Source organism: Thiomonas sp. TH-17, assembly GCF_057473305.1.
In genome coordinates, this window is the sequence record NZ_JBYCKI010000078.1 from 1 (window position 1) to 16,477 (window position 16,477).

A 16,477-nucleotide genomic window follows, 5' to 3' on the forward strand; every position below is an offset into this window, starting at 1 on the left:
GGCGCGGGTGACGGTGCGGCAGTCTGCACCGGCACCTGAGTCGGTGTGGGAGTGCTCTGGAAATTGGGCGGATCGAGCAGCAGGGTGTAGTCGCGGCTCAACTGGCCATTGGCCCATTGCGCACGGATCAGCAGATCGAGAAAGGGTTCGTTGATCGGGCTGTTGGACGTGACGCGCAGATAGGCGCGCCCTTCCGGACTGCGTTCGAGCTTGATCCGCACGCCCGACAGCGCACTGCTGTAATGCAGCTTGGCGGCCTGAAACGCATCGGGCGGAGCAACACCCACCTGCAGCGAAGACGCCTCGTCAGCGCTGATCTGGGTAATGTCGATTTCCGCCCTCAGGGGCTGGCCCAAGGCGGATTGCACCTTGATACCCCCAAGGCCGAATGCATAGGCCTGACCAGCAGTTGCGCCCAAGGCAATTGCCAGGGCCAGACGTCGAGTGTTCTGTCGCAGCATGTCGGCTGCCCCCCAATTTTTGATCATGTCGAGTGCGCATTTCCTCTGCGGCTGCAGAAGTAAATTGCGTCAAATTTCACCATATCATCAACAAATTAGGCTGACAAGTTGATGCGCCAAGTCAGGCGGGCTCAAGCCCGGCAACTGTGGCATTCCGGCGATTTCGGCTGACTTGCCGTGGAAACCCGGCAGTCAATGACGCTCAAGCAAGATGCGCAGCATGCGACGCAGCGGCTCGGCCGCGCCCCACAACAACTGGTCGCCCACGGTGAACGCGCCCAGATAGTCTGGCCCCATGGCCAGCTTGCGCAGGCGGCCCACCGGGATCTGCATGGTGCCGGTCACCGCCACCGGGGTGAGTTGCTGCAGGGTGGCTTCGCGCTCGTTGGGTACGACCTGAACCCAGTCGTTATCGGCCGCGATCATGCCTTCGATTTCGTCGAGCGGCACGTCTTGCTTGAGCTTGCAAGTCAGCGCCTGACTGTGGCAGCGCATGGCGCCGACGCGCACGCAAAAACCATCAACCGGGATGGCCGTCGCGCCGAATCCCGCGCCTTGCCCGAGGATCTTGTTGGTCTCGGCGCCGCCCTTCCACTCTTCGCGCGACACGCCATTGCCCAGATCCTTGTCGATCCAGGGAATCAGGCTGCCGGCCAAGGGCACGCCGAAGTGCTGAGTCTGTGCTGCGTCGAGCGCCTTTTGCTGAGCCAGCACATCGCGGTCGATGGCCAGAATGGCCGAAGCCGGGTCGTCCAGCAGCGCCCGGACCGAACCGTTGAGCGTGCCGAACTGCGTGAGCAGTTCGCGCATGTGCTGCGCGCCGCCGCCCGAGGCCGCCTGATAGGTCATGCTGGTCATCCACTCCACCAGGCCCGCCTTGTAGAGCGCACCCACGCCCATGAGCATGCAGCTCACGGTGCAGTTGCCGCCGATCCAGTTGGCGCCGCCCTTCGCCAGGGCCGCATCGATGACGGGACGGTTCACCGGGTCGAGAATGATGATGCAGTCGTCGCGCATGCGCAGGGTTGAGGCGGCGTCGATCCAGTGCCCTTTCCAGCCGGAGGCGCGCAGCTTGTCGAACACCGCCGTGGTGTAGTCGCCCCCCTGCGCGGTGAGGATGATGTCGCAGCGGCGAAGCTGCTCCAGATCGTGTGCGTCCTGCAGCGTGGTTTCGCTCTTCGCTTCCACCGGAGCCTTGCCGCCCGCGTTGCTGGTGCTGAAGAACAGCGGTTCGATCAGGTCGAAATCACCCTCTTCGCGCATGCGTTGCATCAGCACCGAGCCCACCATGCCGCGCCATCCCACCAAACCCACCAAAGTCGTTGCCATCATCCGTTCCGTTGTGTGTTGTTTTGAATCTTCGCGCTCAACCCAGCGCGGCGACCACCGCGTCGCCCATTTGCGCGGTGCTGACTTTTTGCGTACCCGGTGCGTGAATGTCCGGTGTGCGCAAGCCCTGCGCGAGCGCCTTCTGCACGGCGGCCTCGATGCGGTCGGCCTGCTCGGCCAGCCCCAGGGAATGCCGCAACATCATGGCCGCGCTCAGGATCGTCGCCAGCGGATTGGCGATACCCTGACCGGCGATGTCCGGCGCGCTGCCGTGGCTCGGTTCATACAAGCCCTGTCCCTTTTCGTTCAACGACGCCGACGGCAGCATGCCGATGGAGCCGGTGAGCATCGAGGCCTCGTCGCTGAGGATGTCGCCGAACATATTGCCGGTGACGATGACGTCGAATTTTTTCGGCGCCTTGACGAGCTGCATCGCGGCGTTGTCCACATACATATGGTCGAGCTGCACGTCAGGGTACTGCTGGCCAACTTCGGTGACGATGTCTTTCCAGAACTGGAAGGTCTCCAGCACATTGGCCTTGTCCACGCTGGTCAGGCGCTTGTTGCGGCCCTGCGCCGCCTTGAACGCCACATGCGCAATACGTTCGATTTCCGGGCGGCTGTAGCGCATGGTGTCGAAGGCTTCGGGCTGGCCGGCGAAGGCGCCGTCGGGCGCGGTGCGCCGTCCGCGCGGCTGACCGAAGTAGATGTCGCCCGTCAATTCGCGCACGATGAGAATGTCCAGTCCCGACACCACTTCGGGCTTCAGGCTGGAGGCATCGGCCAGTTCGGCGTACAGAATGGCCGGACGCAGATTGGCGAACAGACCGAGGTTTTTGCGCAAGCCCAGAATGGCCTGCTCGGGGCGCAGGTGCCGCTCCAGAGTGTCGTACTTCCAGTCGCCCACCGCGCCGAACAGCACCGCGTCGGCCGACTTGGCCAGATTCAGAGTGGCCTCGGGCAAGGGATGGCCGCTGGCGGCATAGGCCGCGCCGCCAACGTCGGCAAATTCGAAGGTGAAGTCGAAACCGTCTTGCGCAACGCGCTGGAGCACCTTGACGGCTTCGGCAATGATTTCAGGCCCGATTCCGTCTCCGGGCAATACGGCGATTTTCATAAGTGGGAGCTTGCGTTAAAGGATGCGGTTGTCGAGCCAGGGCATGCGGACCAGGCGCTCGGCTTCAAAGGCACGAATGTCCTGGGCATGGCCGAGGGTGAGGCCGATGTCGTCGAGCCCGTTGATCAGACAGTGCTTGCGGAAGTCGCCCACCTCGAAGGCCATCTCGCTGCCATCGGGCTTGACCACCACCTGCCGCGGCAGATCGATGGTCAGCGTGTAGCCGACGAAACCATAGAGTTCGTCGAACAGCCGGGCCACCTGCGCCTTCGACAACACAATCGGCAGCACGCCGTTCTTGAAGCAGTTGTTGTAGAAGATGTCGGCGTAGCTGCTGGCGATCAGCGCGCGAAAGCCATATTGCTGCAGCGCCCAGGGCGCATGTTCGCGAGACGAGCCACAACCGAAGTTGTCGCGCGCCAGCAGAATGCTCGCCCCCGCATAGCGGGGCTGGTTGAGCGCGAAGTCGGGATTGGGCTTGCGCGAGGCGGGGTCTTGCCCCGGCTCGCCATGATCGAGATAACGCCACTCGTCAAACAGATTCGGGCCGAAGCCGCTGCGACGGATCGACTTCAGGAACTGCTTGGGGATGATGGCGTCGGTATCGACATTGTCGCGATCCATCGGCGCGACCAGTCCCTTGTGGACGACGAATTTTTCCATGGTGTCCTTCCGCGTTGCCGCGTTGCCGCGTTGCCGCGGTGTTCGGGTGTTATTTCGACTTGTCAGCCGCGTTGGTGATGGCCTGGCCACCTGCCTTGAGATCCTGGCCCACACCGGCCACGGTATTGCAGGCGGTCAGCGACAGCAGCGCGGCGGCGAGCAGAAGAAGGGACAGCAGAGGTTTCATTTCGATCTCCTGAAAAAAGTGGGGCAAATCATGACAGCTTGCGCACATCGACAAAATGCCCGGCCACGGCGGCGGCCGCGGCCATGGCCGGGCTGACCAGATGGGTTCGCCCGCCCGCCCCCTGCCGACCTTCGAAGTTGCGATTGGAGGTGGAGGCGCAGCGCTCACCCGGCTCCAGACGGTCGGCGTTCATCGCCAGACACATGGAGCAGCCGGGCTCGCGCCATTCAAAACCGGCGGCCCTGAAAATCTTGTCCAGCCCTTCGGCTTCGGCCTGCGCCTTCACCAACCCCGAGCCCGGCACCACGAGCGCCTGCCGCACATTCGCCGCAATATGCCGTCCGGCCACCACCTGCGCCGCGTCGCGCAGGTCTTCGATGCGCGAGTTGGTGCAGGAGCCGATGAAGACCTTGTCGATGCGGATATCGGCAATGGCCTTGTTCGGCTCCAGGCCCATATAGGTCAGTGCACGCTCCATCGCCGAGCGTTTGTTGGCATCTTTTTCTTTGTCGGGATCGGGCACGCGGGCGTCGATGGGCAGCACCATTTCGGGCGAAGTGCCCCAGGTGACTTGCGGCACCAGTTCGCGCGCGTCGAGCGCGACCACGCGGTCGAACTTCGCGTCGGCGTCGGAATGCAGGCCGCGCCAGTACTGCACCGCCATGTCCCAAGCCACGCCTGTGGGCGCGAAGGGGCGGCCGCGCACATAGTTGATCGTCGTGTCGTCCACGGCCACCAGCCCGGCGCGCGCACCCGCCTCGATCGCCATATTGCACAGAGTCATGCGGCCTTCCATGCTGAGCGCGGCGATGGTGCTGCCGCCGAACTCGATGGTGTAGCCGGTGCCCCCGGCGGTACCAATCTTGCCAATGACGGCCAGCGCGATGTCTTTGGCGCGGCACCCCACAGGCAGCGGCCCGTCCATGCGCACCAGCATGTTCTTCATCTTGGGCGCGAGCAGGGTTTGCGTGGCCAGCACATGCTCGACTTCACTGGTGCCGATGCCAAAGGCCAGCGCGCCGAAAGCGCCGTGGGTGCTGGTGTGCGAATCTCCGCAGACCACCGTCATGCCCGGCAGGGTAGCGCCCTGCTCCGGGCCGATGACATGCACGATGCCCTGGCGGCGGTCGTTCATGCGGAACTCGGTGATGCCATTGGCGGCGCAGTTGGCGTCGAGCGTATCGACCTGCAAACGCGAAATCGGGTCGGCAATGCCCCCGGCGCGATCGGTCGTGGGCACATTGTGATCGGCCACGGCCAGATTCGCACTCACCCGCCAGACTTTGCGGCCCGCGAGCTGTAGCCCTTCAAAGGCCTGCGGGCTGGTGACTTCATGCACCAGATGGCGGTCGATGTAAAGCAGCGCGGTGCCGTCGCTTTCGGTGCGCACCACATGCTCGTCCCACAATTTGTCGTACAGCGTTCGGCCCATCGGTTTCTCCTGCGTCTTGTTCGCGGCGCGCGCAAGACTTGTCATGAAAGGTTGATTTTAGTTGGCGCGCTTCACGCCGTGCTCGGCTGGGTTTGCAGCCACGCCACCGACAGATCGAACGATCCATCGGGCTGAACGCGCATCGCCTCGCGCGCCTCCTGCGGCGCCTGCGCCCACACGTCGCGGATGGCCTGCACGCGCAGCTCCGGGGTGCGCATGCGCGCGACCCACGAGGCGAATTCCATGGTCAGACTCCAGCCGTCCGCGACGGGCGCGGCAAAGCCGGCCTGCTGCAGCATGGCGCTCCACTCGGAAGCGCGGTAATCGCGCACATGCGAGGCGTCGCGCAATATCTCCACCGTCTGCAGCAGGGTGTCGCACAGCGGCGACTCCAGGGCCACGACGTCGATGATGACCAGCGCGCCCTGCGGCTTGATAACCCGGCGCATTTCGCGCAATGCGGCAGGCACATCGGGCCAGTGATGCGCTGAAAAGCGGGTGACCACCAGATCGAAGCTGGCATCGGCGAAAGGCAGTTTTTCGGCCGGACCCTGGCAAGTCTGCAGATCGTGCAGGCCGCGAGTTGCCGCCTCTTGCGCCACGATGGCGAGCATCGCGGGCGACAGATCCAAGGCGGTGACCTGCGCGCCCGCGGCCGCCAGGGCGAAGCTGGCGTGTCCGGCCCCGCAACCGAGATCGAGTGCCCGGCAGCGGTGCTCCTTCTGCACCATCGCGGCAAGGCGCTGCAGGTCTTGCCCCTGCGCATGCACGGTGCTGGTGAGGTAGGCGGCGGCGGTGGCGCCGAACTGATGGGCGGCCAAAGCATGCTGTTTCATGGGGTGCTCCAAAGCCTTGCAAAGACGATGGGGCAAAGATAGCCCGGCATTTTTCCTGGTACAAGATGACAAAATATCCTGGTATAAGAAGCCACCAGCCTAGCGTTTGAAAAGGTTCTGGGGCCCGCCTTCGTGAAAGCCACTATGCCGCCGCTCTCAGCCACCCGCTCTGGAAATCCCGCTCAGGGCAATCGCCTTCTGGGCGAGTTCATCCGTCTGCACCGCAATCGTCTGTCGCCTGCCGCCGCGGGTCTGCCTGCGACGGGGCGGCGGCGAGCGCCCGGATTGCGCCGCGAAGAGCTCGCCTCACTCTGCGGCGTCAGCGCCACCTGGATCACCTGGCTGGAACAAGGCCGCTCTGTCGCGGCCTCGGCCAAGACGCTGGAGCGACTGGCACAGGCGCTGCAACTCAGTGCGGCCGAACGGGCCTACCTCTTCGAACTGGCCCGACGGCGCGACCCGAGTGAACCCACGGCGCCTCCCAAGGCGGTTGATGTCGTGCTGCGCAGTGTGCAAGCGATGGGGCATCCGGCCTATGTGCTGAATCAGCGCTGGGACGTGGTGGCCGGCAATGCCCCCGCGGCCGATCTGTTTCTCGACTGGCAGGCCGACAGCGCCGAGGCCGACTCGGCAAAGCCCCCGAATCTGTTTCGCTTTCTGTTCTTCAACCCCCAAGCCCGGGGGCTGATCGAGAACTGGCCCGTTCGGTCCAAGCGCCTGGTTGCGGAATTCCGGGCGGATTGCGGCGGTCGCCTGCACTCGCCGCCCCTGCGCGCATTGATCGAGGAGTTGAGCGCACGCAGCCCCGAATTCGACGCCCTCTGGAAACTCAGCGATGTGCAGGAGCGCGAAGGTGGCGAGAGGGGCTTTCTCCATCCCCGCCACGGCCGCCTGGTCTATGAGCAGCTGACGCTGCGCGCGGCGCTCCACCCGGACTACAAGCTGGTGATGCTGTTGCCGATCACGACGGCGTGATGGCCGAGACCGTCGAAAAAAAGACCGCGCAGTGCGCGGTCTTGACAGATCGATGGAGGTGTCGTGATCGTTCAACCCCCGTTCAACCCCGTTCGGCGATGGGCTTGACGTCACGGCGCACCGAACCGGTGAACAGTTGACGCGGACGACCGATCTTGTACTCGGGATCGGTGAGCATTTCGTTAAGCTGCGCGATCCAGCCCACGGTGCGCGCCAGCGCGAAGTTGGCGGTGAACAGCGACACCGGCACGCCGATGGCCTTCTGCACGATGCCCGAATAGAAGTCGACGTTGGGATAGAGCTTGCGCTCAATGAAATAGTCGTCTTCCAGCGCAATCTTTTCAAGCGTCATCGCCAGCTTGAACAGCGGATCGTTGTGCAGGCCCAGGGCGTCGAGCACTTCGTGGCAGGTCTCGCGCATGAGCTTGGCGCGCGGGTCGTAGTTTTTGTAAACGCGGTGGCCGAAGCCCATCAGCCGCACCGAGGAATTCTTGTCTTTGACTTCGCTGATGAACTCGCCGATCTTGGCCACGCCGCCCTTGGCCTGAATGTCGTCGAGCATGTTCAGGCAGGCTTCGTTGGCGCCGCCGTGCGCCGGGCCCCACAGGCAGGCCACGCCGGCAGCGATGGCCGCGAAGGGGTTGGTGCCGCTGGAGGCGCACAGCCGCACGGTGGAGGTGGAAGCGTTCTGCTCGTGATCGGCGTGCAGGATGAAAATGCGGTCGAGCGCGCGCTCGATCACCGGGTTGGGCTCGTAGTCTTCGCAGGGCGTTGCCCACATCATGCGCATGAAATTGGCCGCGTAGCTCAGCTTGTTCTGCGGGTACATATAGGGCTGACCCTGGTTGTACTTGTAGGCCATGGCCACCAGGGTGGGCATCTTGGCGATGAGGCGGATGGCCGAGATGTCGCGTTGCTCGGGGTCGTTGACATTGATCGAGTCTGGGTAGAACGCCGACATGGCGCCGACCAGCCCGGTGAGCACGGCCATGGGGTGGGCGTCGCGGCGGAATCCGCGCAGGAAGAACTGCATCTGCTCGTTCACCATGGTGTGCTGAGTGATGCGTTTCTTGAAGTCGGCTTTCTGCGTCTCGTTGGGCAGTTCTCCGTAGAGAATGAGGTAGCAGGTTTCCATGTAATCGCACTGCACGGCGATCTGGTCGATGGGGTAGCCGCGGTAGAGCAGTTCACCCTTGTCGCCGTCGATATAGGTGATGGCCGAACTGCAGGAGGCGGTGGACAGAAAGCCGGGGTCGTAGGTGAACTTGCCGGTCTGGCCGTAGAGCTTGCGGATGTCGATCACGTCCGGACCGATGGTGCCCTTGTGGATCGGTAGATCGATGCTGGGCGAGCCATCGCTGAACGACAGGGTGGCTTTGTCACTTGTTTGAGTCATTTTCAATTCTCCGGGGACTGTGTAGTGGGGCTCCCGGAGCCGTACTCCGGGGACGGAATGACGCGAGCCACGAACGGGCCGGGCTCACAAGCGCTGCAAGGTGTCAAGCAAGTCCCGGACCTGCGGCGAATCCAGATCTTCCGGGAGCGGTGTTTTGCGCATGAAAAGATCAAAGAGCGTGTTGTCGTCCAGGGCGAGCAGGGCGTTAAGCGCCGCCACCTCTTCGCTGCTGAGCGGCGTTTCGCGTTGGGCAAAATAGCGCTGCAAAATCAGATCGTTCTCCAGCATGCCGCGTCGCGCACGCCAGCGCAGCCGGGACAGGTCGGCGGCGTCTGCAGGGGTATTCGCTTGCAGCATGGCAGGCTCAGACAGCGCGGCGCACCATCATCTCCTTGATCTTGCTGATCGCCATCGTCGGGTTCAGCTCTTTCGGGCATACGTCGACGCAGTTCATGATGGTGTGGCAGCGGAACAGGCGGTAGGGGTCTTCGAGATTGTCGAGGCGCTCGCCGGTGGCTTCGTCGCGGCTGTCAGCGATGAATCGATAGGCCTGCAAAAGACCTGCGGGACCGACAAATTTGTCGGGGTTCCACCAGAAACTCGGGCAACTGGTGCTGCAACTCGCGCAAAGAATGCACTCGTAAAGGCCGTTGAGCTCTTCGCGCTCGGCGGGACTTTGCAGGCGCTCTTTTTCCGGCGGCGGGGTGTTGTTGACCAGATAAGGCTTGATCGAGTGGTACTGGTTGAAGAACTGGGTCATGTCCACGATCAGGTCGCGGATGACGGGCAGGCCGGGCAAGGGCTTGAGCACCACCGGCTCCTTGAGGGTGAGCAGGTTGGTGATGCAGGCCAGACCGTTCTTGCCGTTGATGTTCATCGCATCCGATCCGCACACGCCTTCGCGGCAGGAACGGCGGATGGAGAGGGAGTCGTCGAGTTCCCACTTGATGCGCTGGATGGCGTCGAGCAGCATCTTGTCGGTGTGCTGCAACGTCACCTCATAGTCCTGCATATAGGGCTTGGCGTCTTTATCCGGGTCGTAGCGGTAGATCGAAAACTTCATCTTGCGCGTGTCGTTCATGTGCGCTCCTCTTGCCCGCCGTGCGCAGGCTGTTGATCCATCAGAAAGTGCGGGCCTTGGGCTTGAAGGACTCGACGGTCAGCGGCTTGAGCTTCACCGGCTTGTAGCTCAGGCGGCTGCCCTCGCGCCACCACAGGGTGTGCTTGAGCCAGTCTTGGTCATCGCGCTCGGTGTGATCGTTGTGATAGTGCGCGCCACGGCTTTCCTGGCGGGCTTCGGCCGAGACCATGGTGGCCTTGGCGACTTCGATCAGGTTGTCGACCTCCAACGCCTCGATCCGCGCGGTGTTGAATACCTTGGATTTGTCTTTCAAATGGATACGGTCAACCTGCCCCGCAATATCGGCAATAGCCTGCACGCCCTCGGCCATGAGCTTTTCGGTGCGGAACACGCCGCAATGCGTCTGCATCGCCGCGCGGATGGCGTCGGCCACCACATGGCTGCCGTCCCCGCTCTTGGAGGCGTCGAGCTGGGCAAGGCGCGCCAGCGAGCGGTCGGCAGCGTCCTTGGGCAGGGGTTTGTGGCTGCGCTGATGAATGCCGCTGTTCACGATATGGTTGCCCGCCGAGCGGCCAAACACCAGCAGGTCGAGCAGAGAGTTGGTGCCCAGGCGGTTGGCGCCGTGCACGCTCACGCAAGAGCATTCGCCAATGGCGTAGAGCCCGCCCACCACGGCGGCGGGATCGTCGCCCTGCGGCATGACCACCTGGCTATGGATGTTCGCCGGGATGCCGCCCATCTGGTAGTGAATCGTGGGCACCACGGGAATGGGCTCCTTGATCGGATCGACGTTGGCGAAGCGGATGGCGATTTCGCGGATGGAGGGCAGCCGCTTCATGATGGTTTCGGCGCCCAGGTGATCGAGCTTGAGCAGCACATGATCCTTGCGCGGCCCGGCGCCACGCCCCTCCTTGATCTCCTGATCCATCGAGCGCGAGACAAAATCGCGCGGCGCCAGGTCTTTGTAGGTCGGGGCGTAACGCTCCATGAAGCGCTCGCCATTGGCGTTGAGCAGAATGCCTCCCTCGCCGCGAACGCCCTCGGTGATCAGCACGCCGGCACCGGCCACGCCGGTGGGATGGAACTGCCAGAACTCCATGTCCTGCAGCGGAAGGCCCGCCCTCGCGGCCATGCCCAGGCCGTCTCCGGTGTTGATGAAGGCATTGGTCGACGCGGCGAAGATGCGCCCTGCTCCGCCGGTGGCCAGCACCGTGGCCTTGCCCTCGAAAATCGTCACGTCGCCCGTTTCCATTTCGAGCGCGACCACCCCGAGAACGTCGCCCTCGGCATCGCGAATCAGATCGAGCGCCATCCATTCCACGAAGAAATGGGTGCGGGCCTCCACGTTCTGCTGATAGAGCGTGTGCAGCATGGCATGACCGGTGCGGTCGGCCGAGGCGCAGGCGCGCTGCACGGCCTTCTCGCCGAAGTTGGCGGTATGGCCGCCAAACGGTCGTTGATAAATGGTGCCGTCGGGGTTGCGGTCGAAGGGCATGCCGAAATGTTCGAGCTCATACACCGCATTGGGCGCCTCGCGGCACATGAACTCGATGGCGTCCTGGTCACCCAGATAGTCCGAGCCCTTGACGGTATCGAACATGTGCCAGTACCAGTCGTCCTCGCTCATATTGCCCAGGGAGGCGGCCACCCCGCCCTGCGCCGCCACCGTGTGCGAGCGCGTCGGGAACACCTTGGAGAGCACCGCGACGTCCAGCCCGGCGCGTGCCAGTTGCAGGGCGCAGCGCATCCCGGAGCCGCCTGCCCCCACCACCACTACATCGAATTTTCGGTTGCTGACCTGCATTTACGCTCTCCACAACACTTGCAGGGCCCAGCCCGCGCAAGCCAATAGCCACAGAATGGTGCCGATCTGCAGCAGCAGTCGCACGCTCACCGGTTTGACGTAATCCATCCAGATGTCGCGCATGCCCACCCAGACGTGATAGATCAGCGCCAGCACGGTCACGAAAGTCAGGAGCTTCATCCACTGCTGCGCGAACAGGCCGTGCCAGCGGTCGTAGCTCAGCGGGCCGGGCGCAAGGAAATAGACCAGCAGCACCAGGGTGAACACCGCGATGACGGCGGCAGTGACGCGCTGCGCCATCCAGTCACGCAGGCCGTAGTGCGCGCCGACGACCAGGCGCTTGTTTCCAATCTTGTCGGCAGCCATGTCAGTACACCCCCAGCAGCTTGAGGCCGAATAGCGCGGTCAGGCCCAATGACACCGAGAAGGTAATGAGGGCCAGTTGCAAGCCCTGCGCCTTGCTCACGGCATGGAACGCATCCATCCACAAATGCCGCACACCGGCGACGAGGTGATGCATCAGCGCCCAGAACAGCCCGAGCAGAATGAGCTTGACGAACCAGTGCGAAAGAAATTGCGCGATGGCCGCATGACTGTCGGCGCTGCGCAAACTGTCATCGAAGGCCCAGAGCACCAGCGGCAGGGCCAAAAACATCACCGCACCACTGATCCGGTGCAAGATGGAAACCAGGCCCGCCAACGGCAAGCGGTAGCCCGCGATCTGGCTGATATGGATGTTGCGGTAAACCGGCCGGGCCGGTGGCGAAGCAGGCTTTGTCATGACACTGTCCTCGTTGTGATCGGTTGTTATCGCAGGTTTTCGGGTCGGTGCATCAACCCGGCAAGCGGTAGATGCACGAACGAATGCTGCTTTTTGTTTTGAAGTTTATTGCATCGCAGCAAAACGGCCGGTGGGTCGGGCCGACAACTGCAACGCGTTCGGGGTCGCTAATTCAATTCATTGCGATAGTGATGATGCCTCGTGTTGTAAAGCCCGCGGCGGTATTCCGCAGGCAGTTCACCATAACTGAATGACAGCCGTTCGACGAGTAGCAAGGCTTCCGCCTCGCGCACCCGCAGAAGTTGCGCTTCCTGCGCGCTGGCGTTCACCGCACGCAGCTTTTCTTCCGCCCGCACCATCCGGGTGGAAAACTCGGACTCGAACAGCGCGTAGAGCGGGCCGCGGTAACTTTCCAGCCGCTCTGCGGTCAGACCGCGAAACGCTAGGCCGGGCAGGTAAATATCTTCGTACACCACGGGCTCGCCTGCCAGCAGCAGCAAGCGACGAATCTGCGTCACGCTCTCGCCGACCTTGATGCCCAGGGTGCGCGCCACCTCTTGTGAGGCGCGGGTGCGCTTGCACTCCAGAAATTGCCGCTCCATGGGCTGCGGCAAAGGGCGCACGCCGTCAGCCGCGGCATCGGGCACGATGCGCAGGAAGCGGAATTTCACCCGCTCCTCATGATGCGTGGAGACGAACGTGCCGCGCCCTTGGCGTCGCAGCAGCAGACCCTCGGCTGCGAGCTCATCGACCGCCTTTCGCACGGTGCCCTGGCTGACGCCGAAGCGCCGCGCCAGGTCGGCTTCGCTGGGGATGAGTTCTCCCGGCTTCCAATCACCCTGTTGCAGGCTGCGCGTAATCAAGCCCTTGATTTGCCGATACAAAGGACTGAAGCTCGGGTTGGCCGCAGCGCCGGGCATCGGTCTGGGCGCCAATTTGGATGCCGATTCGGACACATTGGCGACCTGCAATTCGGGCGCTGGATTGGGGGCTGGGCGGGAAGCCATCATGTCGTGCATTGCAGCATAGGCCGCCCCGCCTTGTCCAGCTTTTGATAAAAAACATCTTATATAAGATAGAAGAGTGATTGACGCCCGGATGACCCCGGCCTACACTTCTTTCGCATACTGCGGCGCACAAAGAGCCGCAAAGAGTCACCACCCTGCGCTGTCCTGCTGTGTTGTTCTGCTGAGTTGTTGTATTCACGCAGCGCGCCTGCCCCATCAACCCCTATCGATCCAGGAGTTTCCCCATGTCCAAAGCCCCCGTACGTGTGACTGTCAGCGGAGCCGCTGGCCAGATCGGCTATGCCCTACTGTTTCGCATCGCCTCTGGCCAGATGCTGGGCGCCGACCAGCCGGTGATTCTGCAACTGCTGGAAATTCCTGACGAAAAAGCCCAGAAGGCGCTGGGCGGGGTGATGATGGAACTTGAAGATTGCGCCTTTCCGCTGCTGGCGGGCATGAGCGCGCACGGCGACCCCATGACCGCCTTCAAGGATGTGGACTATGCCCTGCTGGTGGGCGCCCGCCCGCGCGGCCCCGGCATGGAGCGCCGCGACCTGCTGTCGGCCAATGCCCAAATCTTCACGGCGCAGGGCAAGGCGCTCAACGCCGTGGCCAGCCGCACGGTCAAGACGCTGGTGGTCGGCAATCCGGCCAACACCAATGCCTATATCGCGATGAAATCGGCCCCCGATCTTCCCGCGAAAAACTTCACCGCCATGCTGCGCCTGGATCACAACCGAGCACTGAGCCAACTCGCCGCCAAAACCGGCAAGGCAGTGGCCGATCTGGAAAAAGTCTGCGTCTGGGGCAATCACTCCCCGACCATGTACGCCGATTACCGCTTCGCCACCGTCGGCGGCCAGTCGGTGAAAGACCTGATCAACGACCCAGTCTGGAACAGCGACGTGTTCCTGCCCACCGTGGGCAAGCGCGGTGCGGCCATCATCGAGGCGCGCGGCCTGAGTTCCGCCGCGTCCGCCGCCAACGCCGCCATCGACCACATGCACGACTGGGCGCTGGGCACCAACGGCAAGTGGGTCAGCATGGGCATTCCGTCGGACGGGTCTTACGGCATCCCCGAGCAGACGATGTTCGGCTTCCCGGTCACCTGCGCGGGCGGCGAATACCAGCTGGTGCGAGATCTGCCCATCGACGCGTTCTCGCAGGAGCGCATCAACAAAACCCTGGCCGAACTCGAAGAAGAGAAGGCCGGCGTGCAGCACCTGCTCTGAACGGCCATGACGACCCACACTGCAGGCGAGCGCTTCCGCCTCGCTCTACAACAGGAAAGCCCGCTGCAGATCGTGGGCGCGATCAACGCCAACCACGCCTTGCTGGCCCAGCGGGCAGGCTTCAAGGCCATCTACCTCTCGGGCGGCGGCGTGGCGGCCGGCTCCCTGGGCATGCCCGATCTGGGCATCAACACCCTCGATGACGTGCTCACCGACGTGCGCCGCATCACCGATGTCTGCGATCTGCCCTTGCTAGTGGACGTGGATACCGGCTTCGGCCCCAGCGCCTTCAACATTGCGCGCACCGTCAAAAGCCTCATCAAATTCGGCGCCGCAGCGCTGCACATCGAAGACCAGGTGGGCGCCAAGCGTTGCGGCCACCGGCCCGGCAAAGAAATCGTCAGTAGCGGCGAAATGGTCGATCGCATCAAGGCCGCGGTGGACGCCCGTACCGATCCCGACTTCTACCTCATCGCCCGCACCGACGCCATCGCCGTCGAGGGACTCGACGCGGCCATCGCCCGCGCTCGCGCCTGCGCCGAAGCCGGGGCCGACGCCATCTTCGCCGAAGCCGCTCTCGATCTCGACACCTACCGCAAGTTCGGCGCCGCCGTCGGCGTGCCGCTGCTGGCCAACATCACCGAGTTCGGCGCCACGCCGCTGTTCACCGTCGATGAACTGCGCAGCGCGGCCGTGGCCATGGCGCTCTATCCGCTCTCAGCGTTTCGCGCCATGAACAAGGCGGCGCAGACCGTGTATGAAACCCTGCGGCGGGAGGGCACGCAAAAGGCCGTGGTGCCGCTGATGCAGACCCGCGCCGAGTTGTACGAGAGCATCGGGTATCACGCCTACGAGCAGCGGCTCGACGCCATTTTTTCCGGCAAGCCCTAATCCTGAAGCTTGCGTGATCCGATTCGCAAACTGCAAACTGAAATAAATACCGAGGAGACAAACCCATGAGCGATGACGCAGCCCCCGCTGGCATGACCTTCAAGCCGAAAAAATCGGTCGCGCTTTCCGGGGTGACCGCAGGCAACACAGCCCTGTGCACCGTCGGACGCACCGGCAACGATCTGCACTACCGCGGCTACGACATTCTCGACCTGGCCGAGACCTGCGAATTCGAAGAGATTGCTCACTTGCTGGTGCACGGCAAACTGCCGAATGCAGCAGAACTCGCGGCCTACAAGACCAAGCTGCGCCGTCTGCGCGGCCTGCCCGCCGCCGTCAAAACCGCGCTGGAGCAACTCCCGCCTTCGGCCCACCCGATGGACGTGCTGCGCACCGGGGTTTCCGTGCTGGGCTGCGTCATGCCCGAGAAAGACGATCACAACGTGGCCGGTGCCCGCGACATTGCCGACAAGCTTATGGCCTGCCAGGGCTCGATGCTGCTGTATTGGTGGCATTACGCTGCCAACGGCCGCCGCATCGACGTTGAAACCGATGACGATTCCATAGGCGGCCATTTTCTGCACCTGCTGCACGGTCACAAGCCCAGCGCGTTGTGGGAACGCGCGATGCACACCTCGCTCATCCTCTACGCCGAGCATGAGTTCAACGCATCCACCTTCACGGCCCGCGTCATCGCCGGAACGGGCAGCGACCTGTTCAGTGCCATCACCGGCGCCATCGGCGCCCTGCGCGGCCCCAAGCATGGCGGCGCCAACGAAGCGGCGCTCGACATTCAGCGGCGCTACGCCAGCCCCGACGAAGCCGAGACCGATATCCGCGAGCGCGTGGCCAACAAGGAAGTCGTCATCGGCTTCGGCCATCCGGTCTACACCATCGCCGATCCGCGCAACAAGGTCATCAAGGAAGTCGCCCGGCGGCTTTCAGCCGACCAGAAAAACATGCATCTGTTCAACGTGGCCGAACGTCTCGAGACGGTGATGTGGGACGTGAAAAAAATGTTCCCCAACCTCGACTGGTTCAGCGCCGTGAGCTACAGCCTCATGGGTGTGCCCACCGCCATGTTCACCCCGCTGTTCGTGATTTCGCGCACCAGCGGCTGGAGCGCGCATGTGGTGGAACAGCGACAGGACAACAAGATTATTCGACCCAGCGCGAATTACACTGGCCCGGAAAATTTGCAGTTCGTGCCGCTCGCACAGCGTCCTTGACTCGTCCCGCGCACTTCTCGCCATGCCCACGCGCCCGGCTTGTCGCTCGCCTCGAC

Annotated in this window: 18 protein-coding genes; 4 read left to right on the forward strand and 14 right to left on the reverse strand. The window is 63.3% G+C overall.

Annotated elements, in window-relative coordinates; translation table 11 throughout:
• The 7 genes from AC2VLV_RS04995 to AC2VLV_RS05025 all read right to left on the reverse strand — a co-directional run.
• Positions 1-488 (reverse strand): type IV pilus assembly protein FimV (locus AC2VLV_RS04995; RefSeq protein ID WP_486988927.1); only part of this gene is annotated, 488 nt, incomplete at its 3' end.
• 165 nt (positions 489-653) lie between these two features.
• The gene (gene asd, locus AC2VLV_RS05000) at positions 654-1,790 is read right to left on the reverse strand and encodes an aspartate-semialdehyde dehydrogenase (RefSeq protein WP_486988928.1); all 1,137 of its coding nucleotides are present in this window, start codon (positions 1,788-1,790) and stop codon (positions 654-656) included.
• A 37-nt stretch (positions 1,791-1,827) separates the two neighbouring features.
• A complete protein-coding gene (gene leuB, locus AC2VLV_RS05005) occupies positions 1,828-2,907 on the reverse strand; it encodes a 3-isopropylmalate dehydrogenase (protein ID WP_486988929.1) in 1,080 nt (359 codons plus the stop codon).
• A 15-nt stretch (positions 2,908-2,922) separates the two neighbouring features.
• A complete protein-coding gene (gene leuD, locus AC2VLV_RS05010) occupies positions 2,923-3,570 on the reverse strand; it encodes a 3-isopropylmalate dehydratase small subunit (RefSeq protein WP_486988930.1) in 648 nt (215 codons plus the stop codon).
• Positions 3,571-3,619: 49 nt separating this feature from the next.
• Positions 3,620-3,757 (reverse strand): entericidin A/B family lipoprotein, encoded by a 138-nt coding sequence (locus AC2VLV_RS05015; RefSeq protein WP_486988931.1) that lies wholly within the window; start codon positions 3,755-3,757, stop codon positions 3,620-3,622.
• A gap of 28 nt (positions 3,758-3,785) precedes the next feature.
• Positions 3,786-5,189: a 3-isopropylmalate dehydratase large subunit gene (gene leuC / locus AC2VLV_RS05020; RefSeq protein ID WP_486988944.1), complete on the reverse strand. Its 1,404-nt coding sequence runs from the start codon at positions 5,187-5,189 to the stop codon at positions 3,786-3,788.
• 71 nt (positions 5,190-5,260) lie between these two features.
• Positions 5,261-6,025 (reverse strand): class I SAM-dependent methyltransferase, encoded by a 765-nt coding sequence (locus tag AC2VLV_RS05025; protein WP_486988932.1) that lies wholly within the window; start codon positions 6,023-6,025, stop codon positions 5,261-5,263.
• A gap of 144 nt (positions 6,026-6,169) precedes the next feature.
• Between AC2VLV_RS05025 and AC2VLV_RS05030 the strand changes: the two genes are divergently transcribed.
• Positions 6,170-7,000 carry a helix-turn-helix transcriptional regulator gene (locus AC2VLV_RS05030; RefSeq protein ID WP_486988933.1) on the forward strand — a complete coding sequence of 277 codons (831 nt, stop codon included), beginning with the start codon at positions 6,170-6,172 and terminating at the stop codon, positions 6,998-7,000.
• A gap of 82 nt (positions 7,001-7,082) precedes the next feature.
• Here AC2VLV_RS05030 and gltA read toward each other — a convergent pair whose 3' ends face one another.
• From gltA to AC2VLV_RS05065, 7 genes are all read right to left on the reverse strand, one after another.
• Positions 7,083-8,396: a citrate synthase gene (gene gltA, locus AC2VLV_RS05035; RefSeq protein ID WP_486988934.1), complete on the reverse strand. Its 1,314-nt coding sequence runs from the start codon at positions 8,394-8,396 to the stop codon at positions 7,083-7,085.
• 84 nt (positions 8,397-8,480) lie between these two features.
• Positions 8,481-8,753 carry an FAD assembly factor SdhE gene (locus tag AC2VLV_RS05040; protein ID WP_486988935.1) on the reverse strand — a complete coding sequence of 91 codons (273 nt, stop codon included), beginning with the start codon at positions 8,751-8,753 and terminating at the stop codon, positions 8,481-8,483.
• A gap of 7 nt (positions 8,754-8,760) precedes the next feature.
• Complete coding sequence (locus tag AC2VLV_RS05045) at positions 8,761-9,477, reverse strand: succinate dehydrogenase iron-sulfur subunit (RefSeq protein WP_486988936.1); 717 nt, start codon at positions 9,475-9,477, stop codon at positions 8,761-8,763.
• 40 nt (positions 9,478-9,517) lie between these two features.
• On the reverse strand, positions 9,518-11,281 hold the full coding sequence (gene sdhA, locus AC2VLV_RS05050; protein WP_486988937.1) for a succinate dehydrogenase flavoprotein subunit: 1,764 nt from the start codon (positions 11,279-11,281) through the stop codon (positions 9,518-9,520).
• Complete coding sequence (sdhD, locus tag AC2VLV_RS05055; RefSeq protein WP_486988938.1) at positions 11,282-11,647, reverse strand: succinate dehydrogenase, hydrophobic membrane anchor protein; 366 nt, start codon at positions 11,645-11,647, stop codon at positions 11,282-11,284.
• 1 nt (position 11,648) lies between these two features.
• Positions 11,649-12,062: a succinate dehydrogenase, cytochrome b556 subunit gene (gene sdhC / locus AC2VLV_RS05060; RefSeq protein WP_486988939.1), complete on the reverse strand. Its 414-nt coding sequence runs from the start codon at positions 12,060-12,062 to the stop codon at positions 11,649-11,651.
• Positions 12,063-12,229: 167 nt separating this feature from the next.
• The gene (locus AC2VLV_RS05065) at positions 12,230-13,081 is read right to left on the reverse strand and encodes a GntR family transcriptional regulator (RefSeq protein WP_486988940.1); all 852 of its coding nucleotides are present in this window, start codon (positions 13,079-13,081) and stop codon (positions 12,230-12,232) included.
• Positions 13,082-13,314: 233 nt separating this feature from the next.
• Here AC2VLV_RS05065 and AC2VLV_RS05070 point away from each other — a divergent pair, with 233 nt between their 5' ends.
• From AC2VLV_RS05070 to prpC, 3 genes are all read left to right on the forward strand, one after another.
• Positions 13,315-14,301: a malate dehydrogenase gene (locus AC2VLV_RS05070; protein ID WP_486988941.1), complete on the forward strand. Its 987-nt coding sequence runs from the start codon at positions 13,315-13,317 to the stop codon at positions 14,299-14,301.
• A 6-nt stretch (positions 14,302-14,307) separates the two neighbouring features.
• The gene (gene prpB / locus AC2VLV_RS05075) at positions 14,308-15,192 is read left to right on the forward strand and encodes a methylisocitrate lyase (protein WP_486988942.1); all 885 of its coding nucleotides are present in this window, start codon (positions 14,308-14,310) and stop codon (positions 15,190-15,192) included.
• 65 nt (positions 15,193-15,257) lie between these two features.
• Positions 15,258-16,421 (forward strand): bifunctional 2-methylcitrate synthase/citrate synthase, encoded by a 1,164-nt coding sequence (gene prpC / locus AC2VLV_RS05080; RefSeq protein WP_486988943.1) that lies wholly within the window; start codon positions 15,258-15,260, stop codon positions 16,419-16,421.
• The last annotated feature ends 56 nt before the right edge of the window (positions 16,422-16,477 follow it).